This is a genomic window from Cupriavidus sp. U2, assembly GCF_009663685.2.
Lineage (GTDB): Bacteria > Pseudomonadota > Gammaproteobacteria > Burkholderiales > Burkholderiaceae > Cupriavidus > Cupriavidus necator_C.
Genome location: NZ_RCOG02000001.1, coordinates 303767 through 322304 on the forward strand (window position 1 = coordinate 303767; position 18538 = coordinate 322304).

16 protein-coding genes are annotated in these 18538 nt (G+C 66.9%); 4 read left to right on the top strand and 12 right to left on the bottom strand.

From position 1 onward, the window contains the following. Positions 1–29: 29 nt before the first annotated feature. The 8 genes from mraY to coq7 all read right to left on the bottom strand — a co-directional run bounded on the left by mraY (position 30) and on the right by coq7 (position 8832). A complete protein-coding gene (mraY, locus tag D9X30_RS01415; protein WP_153947187.1) occupies positions 30–1199 on the bottom strand; it encodes a phospho-N-acetylmuramoyl-pentapeptide-transferase in 1170 nt (389 codons plus the stop codon). Positions 1200–1211: 12 nt separating this feature from the next. Beyond that, positions 1212–2612 (bottom strand): UDP-N-acetylmuramoyl-tripeptide--D-alanyl-D-alanine ligase, encoded by a 1401-nt coding sequence (locus D9X30_RS01420; protein ID WP_153947186.1) that lies wholly within the window; start codon positions 2610–2612, stop codon positions 1212–1214. Then, on the bottom strand, positions 2609–4156 hold the full coding sequence (locus D9X30_RS01425) for a UDP-N-acetylmuramoyl-L-alanyl-D-glutamate--2,6-diaminopimelate ligase (protein WP_153947185.1): 1548 nt from the start codon (positions 4154–4156) through the stop codon (positions 2609–2611). Before D9X30_RS01425 ends, D9X30_RS01420 begins: the two co-directional genes overlap by 4 nt. Continuing rightward, positions 4153–5970 carry a peptidoglycan D,D-transpeptidase FtsI family protein gene (locus D9X30_RS01430; protein ID WP_153947184.1) on the bottom strand — a complete coding sequence of 606 codons (1818 nt, stop codon included), beginning with the start codon at positions 5968–5970 and terminating at the stop codon, positions 4153–4155. Before D9X30_RS01430 ends, D9X30_RS01425 begins: the two co-directional genes overlap by 4 nt. Continuing rightward, a complete protein-coding gene (gene ftsL / locus D9X30_RS01435; protein ID WP_092601229.1) occupies positions 5967–6284 on the bottom strand; it encodes a cell division protein FtsL in 318 nt (105 codons plus the stop codon). The genes D9X30_RS01430 and ftsL overlap by 4 nt, the downstream gene beginning before the upstream one ends. Then, entirely contained in the window at positions 6281–7258 is a 978-nt protein-coding gene (gene rsmH, locus D9X30_RS01440) for a 16S rRNA (cytosine(1402)-N(4))-methyltransferase RsmH (protein ID WP_153947183.1), read from the bottom strand. Before rsmH ends, ftsL begins: the two co-directional genes overlap by 4 nt. Before the next feature lie 7 nt (positions 7259–7265). Further along, positions 7266–7694 (bottom strand): division/cell wall cluster transcriptional repressor MraZ, encoded by a 429-nt coding sequence (mraZ, locus tag D9X30_RS01445; RefSeq protein ID WP_153947182.1) that lies wholly within the window; start codon positions 7692–7694, stop codon positions 7266–7268. Positions 7695–8208: 514 nt separating this feature from the next. Beyond that, the gene (coq7, locus tag D9X30_RS01450; RefSeq protein WP_153947181.1) at positions 8209–8832 is read right to left on the bottom strand and encodes a 2-polyprenyl-3-methyl-6-methoxy-1,4-benzoquinone monooxygenase; all 624 of its coding nucleotides are present in this window, start codon (positions 8830–8832) and stop codon (positions 8209–8211) included. A gap of 340 nt (positions 8833–9172) precedes the next feature. On the opposite strand from coq7, the gene D9X30_RS01455 reads away from it, so the two are divergent. The 4 genes from D9X30_RS01455 to D9X30_RS01470 all read left to right on the top strand — a co-directional run bounded on the left by D9X30_RS01455 (position 9173) and on the right by D9X30_RS01470 (position 12624). Beyond that, positions 9173–10357, top strand: coding sequence for a porin (locus D9X30_RS01455; RefSeq protein WP_153947180.1), 1185 nt, complete (start codon positions 9173–9175; stop codon positions 10355–10357). A gap of 195 nt (positions 10358–10552) precedes the next feature. Continuing rightward, positions 10553–11554: a Bug family tripartite tricarboxylate transporter substrate binding protein gene (locus D9X30_RS01460; protein ID WP_153947179.1), complete on the top strand. Its 1002-nt coding sequence runs from the start codon at positions 10553–10555 to the stop codon at positions 11552–11554. Positions 11555–11644: 90 nt separating this feature from the next. Continuing rightward, complete coding sequence (locus tag D9X30_RS01465) at positions 11645–12154, top strand: MarR family winged helix-turn-helix transcriptional regulator (RefSeq protein WP_153947178.1); 510 nt, start codon at positions 11645–11647, stop codon at positions 12152–12154. Continuing rightward, entirely contained in the window at positions 12151–12624 is a 474-nt protein-coding gene (locus D9X30_RS01470) for a hypothetical protein (protein ID WP_502799593.1), read from the top strand. Before D9X30_RS01465 ends, D9X30_RS01470 begins: the two co-directional genes overlap by 4 nt. A 19-nt stretch (positions 12625–12643) precedes the next feature. Here D9X30_RS01470 and D9X30_RS01475 read toward each other — a convergent pair whose 3' ends face one another. The 4 genes from D9X30_RS01475 to D9X30_RS01490 form a co-directional block, all read right to left on the bottom strand. Further along, the gene (locus tag D9X30_RS01475; RefSeq protein ID WP_153947177.1) at positions 12644–14326 is read right to left on the bottom strand and encodes a long-chain fatty acid--CoA ligase; all 1683 of its coding nucleotides are present in this window, start codon (positions 14324–14326) and stop codon (positions 12644–12646) included. A 195-nt stretch (positions 14327–14521) separates the two neighbouring features. Then, positions 14522–15190, bottom strand: a complete 669-nt coding sequence (locus tag D9X30_RS01480) for a TetR/AcrR family transcriptional regulator (RefSeq protein ID WP_194946492.1) — start codon at positions 15188–15190, stop codon at positions 14522–14524. Between the two features lie 51 nt (positions 15191–15241). Further along, a complete protein-coding gene (locus D9X30_RS01485; RefSeq protein ID WP_153947175.1) occupies positions 15242–16384 on the bottom strand; it encodes an aminopeptidase in 1143 nt (380 codons plus the stop codon). Then, positions 16381–18486 carry a molybdopterin-containing oxidoreductase family protein gene (locus D9X30_RS01490; RefSeq protein WP_153947174.1) on the bottom strand — a complete coding sequence of 702 codons (2106 nt, stop codon included), beginning with the start codon at positions 18484–18486 and terminating at the stop codon, positions 16381–16383. The genes D9X30_RS01485 and D9X30_RS01490 overlap by 4 nt, the downstream gene beginning before the upstream one ends. Positions 18487–18538: the final 52 nt, after the last annotated feature.

The following is an 18538-nucleotide window of genomic DNA, read 5'->3' on the forward strand; positions in this document are numbered from 1 at the left end:
ATATAGAGAGCTTCAGTTTTCGGGGACGCTCAGCGCAGCTTCAGCGTCGACAGGCCAATCAGCACCAGCAGCATCGTGATGATCCAGAACCGCACGGTGACCTGTGTTTCCTTCCAGCCACTCAGTTCGAAGTGGTGGTGCAGCGGCGCCATGCGGAACAGGCGCCGGCCTTCGCCATGGCGTTTCTTCGTGAACTTGAACCACGTGACCTGCAGCATCACCGACAGCGTTTCCACCACGAAGATGCCACCCATCACGAACAGCACGATTTCCTGGCGCACGATCACGGCGATGGTGCCCAGCGCGCCGCCCAGCGCCAGCGCGCCGACATCGCCCATGAACACCCGCGCCGGGTGCGCGTTGAACCAGAGGAAGGCCAGGCCCGCTCCGGCCATCGCCGAGCAGAAGATCAGCAGTTCGCCGGCGCCCGGGATATGCGGGAACAGCAGGTACTTGCTGTAGACCGCGTTGCCCATCACGTAGGCGAACACGCCCAGGCCGCCCCCGACCAGCACCACGGGCATGATCACCAGGCCGTCCAGCCCGTCGGTCAGGTTCACCGCGTTGCTGGAGCCGACGATCACCAGGTACGTCAGCACGATGAAGCCGGTCACGCCCAGCGGGTAGCTGATTTCCTTGAAGAACGGGACGATGAGGTTCGTCTTGTACGGCACATCGGCGAACATGCCGCCTTCGATCCAGCTCAGGAACAGGCTCCAGACCCGCACGTTGCTAGCCTCGGTCACCGAGAACGCCAGGTACACGGCAGCCACCAGGCCAATCAGCGTCTGCCAGAAGAACTTCTCGCGGCTCGACATGCCGCGCGGGTCGCGATACACCACCTTGCGATAGTCGTCGACCCAGCCCACGGCGCCGTAGCCCAGCGTCACCAGCAGCACCACCCAGATGAAGCGGTTGCCCCAGTCGCACCAGAGCAGCGTCGACACGCAGATCGAGATCAGCACCAGCACGCCGCCCATGGTGGGCGTGCCGGACTTGACCAGGTGCGTCTGCGGGCCGATGGTACGCACGGCCTGGCCGATCTTCAGTTCGGTCAGGCGACGGATGACCCACGGCCCGAAACCGAGGCCGATCACCAGCGCGGTGAGGTTGGCCATCACCGCGCGGAAGGTCAGGTAGTTAACGACCCGCAGGAAGCTGTAATCGTTTTGCAGCCACTGGGCCAGTGCCAATAACATCGTTCGTCTTTCTTAGTGAGCGGAAGGGGATGCGACCAGCGCATCGACCATCCGTTCCATGCGCATGAAGCGCGATCCCTTCACGAGCACGGCGGCCGCACCAGCCACCACGCCCTCCTTGTCTTCCTTCAGCGCCTGCGCCAGGGCTTCCGCACCGGCAAAATGGCGCGCGCCCGGGCCGTATGCCTGCACGGCATGCGTGGCCAGATCGCCCAGCGCCCACAGCGTCTCGATGCCGCGGTCGCGCGCGTAGGCGCCAATCTCGGCATGGAACGCCGGGCCCTGGTCGCCGACTTCACCCATGTCGCCCAGCACCAGCACGCGCGGGGCGGCAAACCCGGCCAGCACGTCGATGGCGGCGCGCACGGAATCGGGATTCGCGTTGTAGGTATCGTCGATGACCACCGTGCCGGCCGGCGTGTGCCTGACCTGCAGGCGGCCCTTCACGGCCGAGAAGCCCGCGATGCCGCGCTGGATCGCATCCACCGCCACCCCGGCCGCCAGCGCGCAGGCCGTGGCGGCCAGCGCGTTGCGCACGTTGTGCGCGCCCAGCAGCTGCAGCCGCAGATCGAAGCTCTGGTTTGGCGCCGTCACGTGCAGCACCTGCACGCCGTCGTCCAGCGTCACGGTCGCGCACACATCGGCCGAAGCGTCGGTACCGAACGCCAGCACGCGGCGGGCGCCCGCCGCCTGGCGCCAGATCGCGGCATGCGCGCCGCCGCTTTCGGCATCCACCGGGAACACCGCCACGCCATCGGCGGGCAGCGCGGCGATGGCGCTGGCGTGCTCGTGGGCCACCGCTTCCACGCTGACCATGAATTCCTGGTGCTCGCGCTGCGCGTTGGTGATTACGGCCACGGTCGGCTGGGCGATGGCCGCCAGGTAGACCGTCTCGCCCGGATGGTTCATGCCCAGTTCCAGCACCGCCAGCCTGTGGTGTGCACGCAGGCGCAGCACCGTCAGCGGCAGGCCGATATCGTTGTTCAGGTTGCCGCCCGTGGCCAGCCGGTCGTCCTCGCCCACGGCCGCGGCAAAGATCGCCGCGACCATTTCCTTGACCGTGGTCTTGCCGTTGCTGCCGGTGACGGCCACCGTCGGCGGCGTGAACTGGCGGCGCCAGCCGGCACCCAGTTCGCCCAGGCCGATGCGCGTGTCCGGCACGATCAGCGCCGGCACGTCGAGGTCGATGTCGCGGCTCACCAGCACGGCGGCGGCGCCGCGCGCCACCACATCGGCCAGGAAGTCATGGGCGTCGAAGCGGTCGCCCTTGAGCGCCACGAACAGATCGCCCGGCTGTACGGTACGGCTGTCGGTGTGCACGCGCGAAAACGTGCGCGTGGCATCGCCGGAAATACGCGCGCCGGCCATCCAGCCGGCGGCTTGCTGCAAATTCGTCATCTGGTGTCCGTTCATGCCGACACCCCCCGCGTGCCCAGGGTCAGGCGCACATGTTCGCGGTCCGAGAACGGCCGCTTGCGGCCCTGAATCTCCTGCGTGGCTTCATGGCCCTTGCCGGCCACGAGCACCACATCGGCCGGGGCGGCGTGCTTGATTGCGTAAAGAATGGCCGCGGCGCGGTCTTCGATCAGCCGCACGCGGCTGCGGTCCTGCATGCCGTCGGCGATCTGTTCGAGGATATCGAGCGGATCTTCGCTGCGCGGATTGTCGCTGGTCAGCACCACGTCATCGGCCAGGCGCTCGGCCACGCCGCCCATCAGGGGGCGCTTGGTGGCGTCGCGGTCGCCGCCGCAGCCGAATACGCACCAGAGCCGGCCCTGGCGGGCGTCGGCCACCGGGCGCAGCGCGGTCAGCGTCTGCACCAGCGCGTCGGGCGTATGGGCGTAGTCGACCACGGCCAGCGGCGCCTCATGGCCGCCGAACAGCTCCATGCGGCCATCGACCGGCGTCAGCTGGCGAAGGGCGGCAATCGCCGCATCCCAGGCCACGCCCTGCGCCAGTGCCGCACCCAGCACCGCCAGCAGATTGCTGACGTTGAAGGCGCCGATCATCGGCGTGGTCACGTCGGCGCTGCCGAAGCTGCCATCGACATGGAACGCCGTGCCCGAGGCCGTGGCGCGCACATCGGTGGCGCGCAGCCACTGGCCGCGTGCCGCGGAGGCACCGGCCTTGCCGTCGATGCCATATTCGATCACCTGCGGCGCGCTGACGGCGGCGGCATTGCCGGCCAGCAGGCGGCCGCCCATGGCGTCGTCGCGATTGATCACGGCCGCGCGCAGGCCATCCCACTGGAACAGCAGCGCCTTGGCCGCCTCGTACTCGGCCATCGTGCCGTGGTAGTCGAGGTGATCCTGCGTCAGGTTGGTCAGCACCGCCACGCCAAACGCGGTGCCGGCCACGCGGCCCTGTTCCAGGCCGTGCGACGACACTTCCATGGCGATGGCGCGCGCGCCCGCATCGTTCAACTCGGCCAGACTGGCCTGCAGCTGCACGGCATCGGGCGTGGTGAAACCGGTGATGCGCAGTGCATCGGGGAAGCCCGTGCCCAGCGTGCCGATCGTCGCGCACGGCGTGCCGGTGCCCTGCAGCAGGCGCGCCAGCCACTGCGCGCACGATGTCTTGCCGTTGGTGCCCGTGATGCCGGTCACGGCCAGGTTGCGGGCGCCAACGCCGTACCAGCCGGCCGCGATCGGGCCGGCCAGCCAGTGCAGTTGCGACACGGCCAGGTGCGGCACGGCGTCGCCGTGCGGCCAGTCGAAGCCATCGGCCTCGTAGACCACGGCCGAGGCGCCGGCGGCGATGGCCTTGTCGATATGCGGACGGCCGTCGGTCGCCAGGCGTTCGTTACCCAGCACGTAGGCAAAGAACACGTCGCCCGGCTGCAGGCGGCGCGTATCGCCGGTCAGCCTGGCACCGGCCGGCGCGTGCGAATGCAGCCAGGCCAGCGAGTTGCTGGCCTGAGTGGACACCTCGAGCGGGAGCAGCGGCTTGGCCGTCATGGCGTGGCGCTCCACGGTGGTTCGCTTTCCTGGACCTTGTCGGTGACCATCAGCTGGCGGATCGGCGAATCGGGCTGGACGTTCAGCGAGCGCAGCGCGCCGCCGGTGATGGCCGAGAAGACCGGGCCGGCCACGGCACCGCCGTAGTGGCTGCCGGCGGTCGGCTCATCGACGCTGACCGCCACGATCACGCGCGGGTTCGACATCGGCGCCAGGCCGATGAACGACGCGCGGTACTTGCTGCGGTCATAGCCACGGCCAACGTGCTTGTATGCGGTACCGGTCTTGCCGCCCACGCGGTAGCCCATCACCTGCGCTTCCGGCGCGGTGCCGCCCGGAGCGGTCACGGTTTCCAGCATGCCGCGCACTTCACGCGCGATCTGGGGCGTCAGGATGCGTTCGCCGGTGACCGGGCCGTTGGTCTTGAACATCGACACCGGAATCAGCTCGCCGTCATGGGCAAAGATCGTATAGGCGTGCGCCACCTGGAACAGCGACACCGACAGGCCGTAGCCGTAAGACATGGTGGCCTGCTCGATCGGGCGCCAGCTCTTCCAGGGCCGCACGCGGCCAGCCACCGCGCCCGGAAAGCCGATCTTCGGCGCCTGGCCCAGGCCCACGCTGGTGAACATGTCCCACATCTCCTGCGGCTTCATCATCATCGCGATCTTGGTCGTGCCGATGTTGCTGGACTTCTGGATCACGCCGCCCACCGTGAGCGTGCCGTAGTTGTGGGTATCCGAGATCGTGGCGCCTTCGAAGTTGAACTTGCCGGTGGTGACCACCGTCGTGGCCGGCGTCACGCGGCCCAGCTGCAGCGCCAGGCCGATGGTGATCGGCTTCATCATCGAACCGGGCTCGAAGGTGTCGGTCAGCACGCGGTTGCGCAGCTGTTCGCCCGACAGGCGGCTGCGGTCGTTCGGGTTGTAGGTGGGCCAGTTGGCCAGCGCCAGCACCTCGCCGGTCTGGGCGTCCAGCACCACCGCGCTGGCGGCCTTGGCCTTGTTGCGCTCCACCACGGCCTTGACCTCGTTGTAGGCCAGGTACTGGATCTTGGCGTCGATCGACAACTGCATGTCCTGGCCGTCGCGCGGCGTCTTCAGGATGCCAACGTCTTCCACCACGCGGCCCAGGCGGTCCTTGATCACCTGGCGCGCACCGGGGCTGCCGGCCAGCACGCTTTCGCGCGCCAGTTCCACGCCTTCCTGGCCCTTGTCCTCGACGTTGGTAAAGCCGACGATGTGCGCCATCGCCTCGCCTTCCGGGTAGAAACGCTTGTACTCGCGGGTCTGGTGCACACCCTCGATCTTGAGCGCGGCGATCTTGTCGGCGGCGTCGGGCAGCACCTGGCGCTTCAGGTAGACAAAGCTCTTGTCTTCATTGAACTTGGCGCGCAGGTCCTTCTCGGACATGTCCAGCAGCCTGGCCAGCTGGCGCATGCGCTGGGGATCGAGATCGGGCACGTCTTCGGGCACGGCCCAGATCGCCTTGACCGGCAGGCTGGTGGCCAGCACCAGGCCGTTGCGATCCAGGATCTTGCCGCGCGTGGCGGGCAGTTCCAGCGTGCGCTGAAAACGCTTCTTGCCCTCCATCTCGTAGAACTGGTTGCCCGGGCCCTGGATCCACATCGCCCGCGCGGCCAGTGCCACGAACGCGGCGAACATCAGGAACACCACGAACTTCGAGCGCCACATCGGCAGGCGCAGGCCCAGCACCGGGCTGGCCGAGAACTGGCCGGTGCGCGGGCGCGCGGCCTCGCCACGCGGCTTGTTGCCGGCGCGGGCGCGGTTCAGGCTCGGGCGGGCCAGGCTCATTTGGCGGGTCCCCCGGCGGGTTGCTGGGCATCGGGCGGGGTGTCAGGCAGCACCACGCCCTGCAGGTATTGGGTACGGCCGGCCATGGCCGGCGCCATCTTCAGCTGCGCACGCGCCGAATCGGCAATGCGCGCGCTCTTGCTGAGCGAACTCTGCTGGTACTGCAGGCGCGACCAGTCGATGTCGAGCTGCTTTTCCTCGGTCTGCGCGCGCTCCAGCGCCACGAACAGCGTGCGGGCCTGGTGCTGGGCGCTCACCAGCGACAGCGCGCACAGCATCAGCGCGGCAAGCAGGAAGAAGGTCAGGCGGTTCATGCCGGCCGGCCTCCGAGCTTTTCGGCCACGCGCATCACGGCCGAGCGCGCGCGCGGGTTATCGGCCACTTCCTGGGCGCCGGGCTTGAAGCGGCCCAGCAGCTTCATGGTCGGCTGCGGCAGGTCCGCGGCACGCAGCGGCGCGCGGCGCAGCGCCGGGTCCGCGTCGCGGTCCGGATGGGCGTGCGCCTGCATGAACCGCTTGACGATGCGGTCCTCGAGCGAGTGAAAGCTGATCACCACGAGGCGGCCTCCGACCTGCAGCAGCTCGTACGCCGCCTTCAGGCCTCTTTCGAGGTCCGCAAGCTCTTGATTGACGTGAATCCGTAGAGCTTGAAAGGTGCGGGTCGCAGGGTCCTGACCCTTCTCGCGTGTCTTGACGGTTTTCGCCACGAGCGCGGCAAGCTCTGAAGTAGTGGCGACAGGTCCGCCATCGCCGGGTTCGCTCCGGCGAGCAACAATCGCCTTTGCAATCTGTACAGCAAACCGTTCTTCCCCATAGTCTCGTATCACCCTGGCAATGTCCTGCTCGTCCGCCTGTGCAAGCCATTCGGCTGCAGTGACGCCGCGCGTGGTGTCCATGCGCATGTCCAGCGGGCCCTCGAAACGAAAGGAAAATCCCCTCGCCGCCTCGTCGATCTGGGGCGAGCTGATGCCCAGGTCGAGCAGCACGCCAGCCACGGGCGGGCGCCCGGCCAGCCGGTCGCCCATCTCCGCAAAGCTCGCGTGCTCAATGGAGAAGCGGGCATCCTCGATGGTGCCCGCTTCTGCGATTGCTGCCGGATCCTTGTCGAATGCGACGAGGCTGCCGGCCGGCCCCAGCCGCGCCAGCACGGCACGGCTGTGACCGCCTCTTCCGAAGGTGCCGTCCACATAGGCGCCGTCGGGCCGCCAGACGAGCGCGTCGACGGCCTCGTCCAGCAACACGGTGCGATGGCGCAGGGCGGTGGTCCCCGGCGTTTCGGTAGGGGTCATGACCTCTTCAGAAAGAGAAATTCTTCAATGCGTCCGGCATGCCTTGCGCCATCGCCGCCTGTTCCTTGGCGGCGTAGGTGGCGGCATCCCAGACTTCGAAATGGCTGCCCATGCCGAGCAGCATCACTTCCTTGTCGAGCATGGCGGCAGTGCGCAGTTCCGGTGCGATCAGCACGCGGCCCGCGCCATCCATTTCCACGTCGGCGGCGCTACCAAGGAAGATCCGCTTCCACCAGTGGGCATCCATGGGCAGCGCCGCGATGCGGCCGCGGAAAACCTCCCACTCGGGCCTTGGAAAGAGCAACAGGCAGCCATCCGGGTGCTTGGTCAGCGTCACCCGGCCCTCGGCCTGCGTTTGCAGCGCCTCGCGGTGCCTGGCCGGAATGGACATCCGGCCCTTGGCATCGAGCGACAGCGCCGATGCTCCCTGAAACAAGCTCTTTCCCCCGGTAACCGCCGGCTATTTCAGCCTTTGGCAGGTCGATTCGTCCTTGTCCGCAACCGCCCGGTCCGATGCGAATCATCGCAGAGACAAGGCGGTATTTCACACAAAAATACACTTCCTCACACTATTTCCCACTTTAGAGGAAGCGTTTTGGCCGGTCAAGGCTCGCTATGGGGCAAAAAACAGGGTTTTTTTAATCAGAACAAAGACTTAGCGCGCCAACTTCACGCACCGCAACAGTGAATCCTTAATGAAATGAAGCACTTGGGGAAGAAAGCAGAGAAACCACCTGAGAACTATCTGAGGGAGGACTGCTGACGGCGAGAATCGCATCCGGTTGCGCGCCGTCGGGAAGGATACAACGTTTTGCCGCCAGCCCCGCCCGACCAAGGGCTCACGGCAGTTTTCCACAGCTGTGCGAGGCAGCGTTCAGATGCCCGTTGGAAATGAAAATGGCAACGATGCGTACACGCCCGTCGCCATTTGCCATACGCCCGGGTGGCGACTAGATGCGATAGGCCGTGGTGGTCATGATCTTCGAGGCGGCGCGCATCAGTGCACGCACCGGGCCGGGCAGCGGCACGCCGCCGGCGTCGCGGGCGGCATCGCCATGGCGGATCTCGTCGTCGCGCATCTGTTCCAGGATGGCTCGCGAGCGGCCGTCAGCGGGCGGCAGGCGGTCCAGATGTCCGGTCAGGTGATGCTCGACCTGGCGCTCGGTCTCGGCCACGAAGCCCAGGCTGACGCGGTCGCCCGCGCGGCCCGCCACGACGCCGATGGCAAACGCGCCGGCATACCAGAGCGGATTGAGCAGGCTCGGCCGCGAACCGAGTTCGCGCAGGCGCTCGGCGCACCATGCCAGGTGATCTTCCTCTTCGCGCGCCGCGGCATCCATCTGCGCGCGCACGGGCGCGCTGCGGGCCGTGAGCTTCTGCGCCTGGTACAGGGCCTGCGCGCAGACTTCGCCCACATGGTTGATGCGCATGAGCCCGGCCACGTGGCGGCGCTCCTCTGCACTCATCGGTTCCGTATCGGGCGTCAGGCGGTCTGCGGGATTGTCGCGGCCCGCGCGGGTCGCACCGGCAATCGCGCGCAGCGCGACATCGAATTCGTGGATCAACGTGTCCATGGGTGTCAATGGAAGGTCTGCGGCCGCCATACGCGCGTGCCCCACTGATAGGTAGAGCTTTTCCTCGATGGCGCACCGGGATTTCCCGCATTGTACCCGCGGGATTTTGTGCAGGTTTGCGCATCGACATGGCCCCGCGCGGTTTCGCTAAGCCTGGGTCCCGGATAACCCTGAGTTGTGAAAACCAGACAAGACGTTTACCACAGGGTCAAAAAAATAGTGATTTTGCTAGAGTGATCGGCAGCTTCCATGGAAGTCAAGCACGGAAGGATGAAGAGGGCTGACAGGAGGTCCTTCCGCATAGCTTCAACTAATAATTCTTAAGTGGAGATCACCCAGCATGAAAAAATCGCTACTCGCGCTTGCCGCGATGAGCGCTTTTGCCACGGCTGCAAATGCGCAAACCAGCGTGACCCTGTACGGCGTTGTCGACCTGCCTATCGAATACAACAACAACCTGGCACCCGGCTTCAACACCAATCCCGCAACGTGGGGCCCGAATGGCCGCCCGCCTTCGCTGCCCGGCGGCGGCAGCCGTGTCGGCCTGCAGACCGGCGGCGGCCTGTCCGGCTCGCGCTGGGGTCTGCGTGGCACTGAAGACCTGGGCGGCGGCCTGAAGGCACTGTTCGTGCTGGAAAGCGGCTTCGGCCTCGACGACGGCAGGTCGCAGCAAGGCGGCCGCCTGTTCGGTCGTCAGGCATTCCTGGGTCTGCAGAGCGACAGCTACGGCCGTCTGACCATGGGTCGGCAGTACACGACCATGTTCGACATGTTCGCGAACTTCTCGCCGACCGGCTACGCAACGATTTACGAACCGGTGGTGGCCCAGTTGGGCACCAACTTCCGCTCGGACAACACCGTCAAGTACACGGCCGTGTTCGGCCCGGTCACCGCCGAGGCGCACTGGAGCTTTGGCACGGGCGTGGCCGCGATCGGGCCGGTACCGCTGGCTGCCGCGGGCGCGGGCGAAACCCCGGGCAACTTCAACAACAACGCGGGCGGCGGTGCCGGCGTGCTGTACATGAGCGGCCCGCTGGGCCTGACGCTGGCGTACGACGAATGGCGTCCGACGATCACGATCGGCCAGCCCGGCCGTTCGCGCAAGGCGGGTGCCGCCGGCAGCTACACGGTCGGACCGGCCAAGTTGATGGCGGGCTACCGCTACGGCCGTACGACCGACAACACGGGCGCCGAACTGCTGCGCGACAACTACTACTGGTTCGGTGTGAACTACCAGGTATCGGCGCCGCTGGGCCTGACGCTGGCGTACTTCTACGACGACGTGAAAACGATGCGCGCATCGTCGGCGTTCGTGGCGGACAACCCGAAGAACCCGTGGCAGATCAGCTTCGTGGCCGACTACAACTTCTCGAAGCGCACCGACGTCTACCTGACGGCCGGCTACGTGAAGAACTCGGGCCTGAACTTCGATACCTCGGCAGTCAGCTTTGCCAACGGCTACCCGCTGCAGCAGGGCAAGACCAGCCAGGTTGGCGTGGCCCTGGGTATCCGCCACAAGTTCTGACCGGCTTCACGCCGTTCGGCATTGTTCCTTTCGTCAAGGCGCCTCCGGGCGCCTTTTTTGCGTCTGGCGGGAGCCTTTTCCCTTCCCCCGGCACAAATGTCTCAACGGGTTTCACCTCATCCGCGAAGTGGCGCGGACCCGACTAGAATGGCCTGCAGACCGGAACACCCGGCCGCCTTACCTGGAGACATTGCCATGCATGCACCTCGCCGGCGCACCCTCGCCCTGCTCCTGTCGGTTGCCCTGGGCCCGCTGGCCGCGGCCCCGGCGCTCGCCAACGACGCCTATCCGACCCGGCCGATCCGGCTGGTCGTGCCCTTCCCGGCCGGCGGCACTACTGACATCATGGCGCGCGCGGTGTCCGCAGAGCTGTCGAAGCTGCCGGGCTGGAACGTGGTGGTCGACAACAAACCCGGTGCGGGCGGCAACATCGGCTCGGACATCGTGGCCAAGTCGGCCCCCGACGGCTACACGCTGCTGATGGGTACGGTCGGCACGCACGGCATCAATCAGTCGCTCTACGGCAAGCTGCCGTTCGACCCGATCAAGGACTTCGCGCCGATCACGCTGGTGGCCGCGGTGCCCAACGTGCTGGTGGTCAATCCCGCCTTCGCCCAGCAGAACAAGATCCAAAGCGTCAACGACCTGATCGCCTACGCGCGCGCCAATCCGGGCAAGCTCAATATGGCGTCGAGCGGCAACGGCACGTCGATCCACCTGGCCGGCGAACTGTTCAAGACGCAGACCAAGACCTTCATGGTCCATTTTCCGTACCGCGGCAGCGGCCCGGCCCTGACTGACCTGTCCGGCGGCACAATGCAGGTCATGTTCGACAACCTGCCGTCGTCGATGCAGCTGATCAAGTCGGGCAAGCTCAAGGCGCTGGCCGTGACCAGCGCCAGGCCGTCGCCGGCCCTGCCCGGCGTGCCAACCGTGGCGCAGGCGGCCAACCTGCCGGGCTTCGAGGCCAGCTCGTGGTTTGGCCTGCTCGCGCCGGCCGGGACGCCGCCGGAGATCATCCATCGCATCCAGCAGGAAGTGGCCAGGAGTCTGAACACGCCGGCCGTGCGTGAACGGCTGATGGCCCAGGGCGCCGATCCGGTGGGCAATACGCCCGAGCAGTTCGCCGCGCTGATCCGCTCCGAGACCACCAAGTGGGCCAAGGTCGTCAAGGATTCGGGCGCCAAGGTGGATTGACGTCTCCAGCCACCGGAATGGCGGCGATACGGGGAACGCCGGGCAGCGCATATACTTGAGGCATCAAATGTTCATGCTGCCCGAATCCCGATGCCTAATCCTTCCGTCGCCAGCAGCGCCGCCGATGACATCCCGGTCGATCTGGAAACCAGCGCCGGCGAATCGGACCACGAGGCGCTGCGGCTCTGGCTGCGCCTGCTGACCTGCACCACGCTGATCGAGGGCGACATCCGCTCGCGCCTGCGCCAGGACTTTGCGGTCACGCTGCCGCGCTTCGACCTGATGTCGCAGCTCGACCGCCATCCCGAGGGGCTCAAGATGGGCGAGCTATCGCGCCGCATGATGGTGACCGGCGGCAACGTCACGGGCATCACCGACCAGCTGCAGCAGGAAGGCCTGGTCACGCGCGAGGCGTTGCCCACGGACCGCCGGGCCTACCTGATCCGCTTGACGCCGGCCGGGCGCGAGGCGTTCTCGCGCATGGCACGCGCACACGAGAGCTGGGTGGAACAATTGTTCTCGGGCCTTGCCGAAACCGATCGGCGCGCCCTCTTCCGCCTGCTTGGCCGCCTCAAGTCCAGCCTGACGAGCACGCCATGACCCGAATCGCCATTTCCGTATGTCGATGGATGCCCACGCTGTGCGCGGCCGCGCTGGCCACGCTGGCCGCGGGCTGCAGCAGCGCACCGGCCGGCCCGCAGGTCACGCCGGTCAATGCCACGATCAAGCTCGGCCGTGTGACCGAAAAGACCTTCCTGTCGCGCGTGGAGGTGCCGCAAGGCAGCAGCTACGGCGGCTACGGGATGGGGGTTGGCGGTGTGGCCGCTGGTGGCGGAGGCGGAGGCGGTGGTGTGGGGGTGGGTTTTTCTGTCGACCTGACGCGGCTGCTGAATCCGCCGCCGCCGCCCATGCTGATGGACCTGTACCAGTACAAGGTCCGGACCACCGATGGCATGGTGGCCCAGGTGAACGGGCCGGCCGCGCCGGGGCTGGAGCCCGGCACGTGCGTGCGGCTGATCTATCCCGATGGATCGACCCAGCCCCAGATGGCGCCGTCGAACGAATGCTGACGACGGCCGCCCTGCCCGTTCAGGCGGCCTTGCGGCTGTCGCGCAGTTCGCGCCGCAGGATCTTGCCGACGTTGGTCTTCGGCAGTTCGGTGCGGAATTCGACGTACTTCGGCCGCTTGTAGCCGGTCAGGCGGTCCTTGCAGAAGGCAATCACGTCGGCTTCCGACAGCGCCGGGTCCTTCTTGACCACGAACAGCTTCACCACCTCGCCCGAGTGCTGGTCGGGCACGCCAACCGCCGCCACTTCGAGCACGCCCGGGCATTCGGCAACCACGCCTTCCACCTCGTTCGGATACACGTTGAAGCCCGACACCAGGATCATGTCCTTCTTGCGATCGACGATCTTCGTGTAGCCGCGCTCGTCCATCACCCCGATGTCGCCGGTCTTGAAGAAGCCATCCGGGGTCATGACCTTGGCGGTCTCGTCGGGGCGGTTCCAGTAGCCGGCCATCACCTGCGGGCCGCGCAGGCAGATCTCGCCCGGCTGGCCCAGCGGCAGTTCGTTGCCGTCATCGTCGCGGATCGACACTTCCGTGGAAGGCAGCGGCAGGCCGATGGTGCCCGAGAACGCGTCGGAATCGGTCGGATTGCAGGTGGCCGACGGCGAAGTTTCCGACAGACCGTAGCCCTCGATGATCGGGCAGCCCGTCTTGGCCAGCCAGTTCTTGGCCACCGCTTCCTGGACTGCCATGCCGCCGCCGTTGGCTACGCGCAGGCCCGAGCAGTCCACCTTGGCAAAGTCGGGATGGTTCAGCAGCGCGTTGTACAGCGTGTTCACGGCCGGGAACATATGGAACTTGTACTTCTGCAGTTCCTTGATGAAGCCCGGGATGTCGCGCGGATTCGGAATCAGGATGCTCAGGCCGCCGCTGCGCATGCCCAGCAGGCAGCAGACCGTCAGCGCGAAGATGTGATACAGCGGCAGCGCAGTGATCGTCACCACCTGGTCGATATGGGCACCCTTGGCAAGCGCCGGCTGCATCCAGGCCTCGGACTGCAGCACGTTGGCCACGATATTCCGGTGCAGCAGCGTGGCGCCCTTCGACACCCCCGTGGTGCCGCCCGTGTACTGCAGGAACGCGATGTCGTCCGGGCCCGTGCTGACGGGCTTCAGTTCCATCTTGCGCCCTTCGGCCAGCACGTCGTTGAAGCGCACGCAGTTGGGCAGTTCCCAGGCCGGCACCATCTTCTTGACGTTGCGGACCACGAAATTGACGATGGCGCCCTTCAGGCCGCCGAGCATGTCGCCCATGCTGGCCACCACCACGTGCTTGACCGGCGTGGCCGGCAGCACGGCCTGCAGCGTGGCGGCGAAATTCTCGAGGATGACGATCGCTTCGGCGCCGCTGTCCTTGAGCTGGTGCTCCAGTTCGCGCGGCGTGTACAGCGGATTCACGTTGACCACCACGTAGCCGGCACGCAGCACGGCCGCCAGCACCACCGGATACTGCAGCACGTTCGGCATCATGATGGCCACGCGGGCGCCCGGGCGCAGCCCGCGCGACTGCAGCCAGGCCGCGAACTGGCGCGACAGCTGGTCCAGTTCGCCATAGGTGATGGCGCGGTCCATGCAGATGAACGCGCGGCGGTCGGCGTAGGTACGGAACGAATGCTCGAGCAACTGGGCCAGCGAACGGAACTGGCTGGCGTCGATCTCTGCCGGTACGCCTGCCGGATAGTGTTTCAGCCACAGCTTTTCCATACCGTCTCCTGAATTTCTGAATGGTCGTTCGATTTTTGGGGAATGCTAAACGCGTGCCCCATGTGAAGACAACCCGTTAGACGAAGTCCTCCACGAATTGGACCGTCGAAATGGTGAATTATCCGCCACCCATTGGCGGGATCGAGGGAATACCCTGACGAAAACGGCGGAGAAAGCCGCAATCCCTGCCGCCGATCAAGCCGGCGGCAGCACCAGCTTCATCATGTTCTGCGCCAGCTCATGCGCCAGCGCCTCGGGGTCCATGCGTCCCGGTTCATGCCAGGTGTACATGAAGCCGATCACGCCCCCCATGGAATGGGCCGTCACCCGCGCATCGCCGAATGCGAACACGCCTGCGGCGCGCCCTTCCTCCAGCAGCACGTACAGGTCGCGGTAGAACTCGCGCGCCATGCGGTTGAGCCACGCGACCGTATCGCTCTTCAGGTACTGGTTGTCACGGAAGCTCAGCGCCGCCGCCACATGGCACCTGACGCATCGGCGCGCCATTTCCAGCAGGCAGGCATGCAGGCGTTCGCGCACCGGCAGCGCCGGGTTGGCCGTTTCCCGAATCACCGGCAGGCAGGTCTGCGCCGATTCGCGGCACAGGATGTCGAAGATTTCGTACTTGTCGGCGAAATAGTAGTAGACCGCCGGCTTGGTCACGCCCAGGGCCCGGCACAGGTCGTTCATCGTCATGCCCGGATAGCCCTTCGTGTAGAAAAGCTGCGCGGCCGTATCCAGGATCTGGCGGCGGCGCATTTCCTGGCGCTCGGCCACGTGCGAGCGGGCGGGGCCGTCGTCGCTCAGCGTGGCGGCGGCGGTGGCGCGCGGCAGATTGCCGGGTTTCTTGGGGGCATGAGACATGGCCGCCATTTTCGCATGCGGGGCGTGCGTCACCATCGGGAAACTCCCGCGTCAGGGTTTTGGCGTATCGGCCACGGCCCCCGTGGTGCCACGGGCGGTCAGCGGCGTGACTTCGGTGGCCGGCGGCGCCAGCCTGCGCAACGCCGCGTCGCGTTCGGCCGGCGGCAGATCGCCGATCTTGCGGGCGGCGGCATAGAAGCGTTCCCAGTCGCCGCCGCACTGCGCCAGCAGCGCCGTGAAGGCCGGCACCCATTGCTGGTACGTGGCCACGGCGGCCAGGTGGGCGTTGGTCAGCGGCTGGTCGAACCAGCGGTCGTAGCCGGTATAGCCGGCCCATTCGACCTTCAGCGCGGCGTACTCCTGTCGCAGTTCGTCGAAGATGCGCGCCTTGCCCTGGCGCTTGGCCTCGTCGGTCAGCGGTGACTTGTACAGCGTCACCAGCTTGTCGCGCGTGCTGAGCAGCATCGCGCGGAACTGGCGGCGCCGGGCGTCATAGATCTTGTAGCTGGCGCGCGCGTCGGCCGAACCCTCCTGCGCCAGCCAGTGCTCCACGCCGGCCACTTCCACGGCGGTGGCAAACGACTCGTTGAACGCGGTGTCGTTGCGCACGTACACCACCTGGTGCGCCAGTTCGTGGAAGATCAGCCGGGCCAGTTCGCCCTCGGGCTGGTAGACGAAGGTATTGAGTAGCGGATCGTCGAAATAACCGAGCGTGGAATAGGCCGGGATGCCCGCCACGTAGGTTTCGAAGCCGTCGCGGCGCAGCCCCTTGGCATAGTGATCGGCATCGTCCTGGCTGTAGTAGCCGCGATAGGTAATGCAGCCGACGATCGGGAAGCACCACTTGCGCAGGTCCAGCGACAGTTCGGGCGTGGCGAAAACGCTCCACACCACATAGGGCCGGTGCAAATTGGCGTAACGGCGATAGCTGCCGTTGTCGGGGAGTTTCAGTTCTCGCGATGCGTAGTCGCGGATGCGGCGCGCCAGTTCCAGCCGCTGCGCCAGCTTCCGGTCGTTGGCGCCGTTGGCCGTGGCGATGGCGTCGTCCAGCGACTGCGCCGAAGCCATCACGCCCAGGTGGCCACCGATCGACTGATAGTAATAGCCGACCGTGTCGCAGCCGGCCGCCAGCGTCGCACCAGCGAGTATCGCGAGGATACCCGCCAGGCGCCGGCGGGCCGGCCACCGTTTCATGATGCCAGGGCCTCGGTCCGCACCGCCTCCACTTCCACGAGGCAGTCATAGAACACCGGCGCGCGGCCCAGGTCGGTCAGCTGCTGGCTGGTCAGTTCGTTGGCGTTCTTGCCATCCGGGGCCAGCTTCTTCCACCAGATCGACAGGGCCACCACCAGGCCCTGCCTGGCGCGATCGGTCACGCGGGCGCGCGCCTGCATGCTGCCGCGGTCGTTGTAGGCACGCACCATGTCGCCGTGGGCGATGTTGCGCGCGGCGGCGTCCACCGGATGGATGTCCAGATGGGGCTCGCCTTCGGTATTGCGCAGGCTGTCCACATTGACGAACGTGCTGTTCAGGAAATTGCGCGCCGGCGGCGAGATCATCGACAGCGGATACCGTGCCGCCAGTTCCGGCGCCGACGACGGCGTCTCGTACGGCGCCACATGGGCCGGCAGCGGGTCGAGCCCGTCGCGCGCCATGGCTGCCGAATAGAACTCGCACTTTCCCGAAGCCGTCGGGAAGCCGCCGTTGGCGAACGGCGCCGCGTCGATATTGAGCCGCTGCCAGCCGCGCGCCTTCAGCGTGTCCCAGCTGATGCCCTCGGCGCGCTTGTCGTCGCGCAGGATGGCCTGGCTGGCGATTTCCTCGTCGGTATCGGCAAAGCACGGCTCGGCAAACCCCATGCGCGCGGCCAGCCGGCGGAAGATCTCGGTGTTCGGCAGCGCCTGGCCCAGCGGGGCCACGGCCTGGTTGTTGGCCATGAAGTAGACGTGGCCGTAGGTCTTGTGGACGTCCACGTGTTCCAGCTGCGTGGTGGCCGGCAGCACGATATCGGCATAGTCGGCCGTATCGGTGCGGAAGTGTTCCAGCACCACCGTGAACAGGTCCTCGCGCGCAAACCCCTGCGCCACCTTGGCCGACTCGGGCGCCACCGCCACCGGATTGCTGTTGTAGACGACCACGGCTTCGATCTTCGGGCCGTTGCCGCGCGTGCCGTCGTCCAGCAGCGCATCGCCGATCGTGCTCATGTTCACGGTGCGCGGCAGTTCGGGCCACGTGGGCAGCAGGTCCGGGCGCTGCAGCGACGCCGTATCGACCGGGAAGAAACCCGACGTCGACAGCTGCAGGCCGCCCGCCGGCAGGCGCCAGGCGCCTACCAGCGACGGCAGGCAGGCCACGGCGCGTACCGCCTGGCCGCCGCCGCGCACGCGCTGCATGCCGTAGTTCAGGCGGATGGCCACGGGCTGGCGTTCCTTGACCGCCAGTTGCCCGTACAGGCCGGCCAGCCATTCGATATCGTCCACGGGCACGCCGCAGATGTCGGCTGCCCGGGCCGGCGGATAGTCCATCGCCCGCTCGCGCAGCGCGTCGAAACCGACCGTGTGTTGCGCGATGTAGTCGTGGTCCAGCAGGCCGTCCCGGATCAGGATGTGGATCATCGCCAGCGCCAGCGCGCCATCGGTGCCCGGCATCGGCGCGATATGGCGATGGCACTTCTCGGCCGTCAGCGATCGGTACGGATCGATCGCCACCAGCGTGGCGCCGCGGCGCTTGGCTTCCTGCGCGCGGGTCCAGAAATGCAGGTTCGACGCGATCGGGTTGCCTCCCCAGATGATCACCAGCTTCGCATCGACCACGTGCTCCATGTCCATGCCGACGCTGGCGCCATAGGTGTAGCGCAGCGCCGTGGCGCCGGCACTGGCACAGATCGTGCGATCCAGCAGCGACGCCCCAAGCTTGTGAAAGAACCGCGCGGCCATGCTTTCGCCCTGCACCAGGCCCATCGTGCCCGCGTAGCTGTACGGGACGATAGCCTCGGGGTTGCGTGCCGCGATGGCGCCCAGCCGCGTGGCGATCTCGTCGAGCGCGGTTTCCCAGGAGATCGGCTCGAACTTGCCCTCGCCCTTCCTGCCCACGCGGCGCAGCGGCGTCAGCAGGCGGTCGGCGTGGTACGTGCGTTCGGTGTAGCGCGACACCTTGGTGCAGAGCACGCCGCCCGTGGTGGGATGGTCTGGATCGCCGGCCACCTTGGTGGCGCGGCCGTCCTCGACGGTGACGAGCAGCGCACAGGTGTCGGGACAATCATGGGGGCAGGCGGCGCGGACGATGCGGGTGGCCATGGTGGGCTCGGGCAGGCAGATACGGCGGGTGGGGGCGCCCGGTCCGGGCATT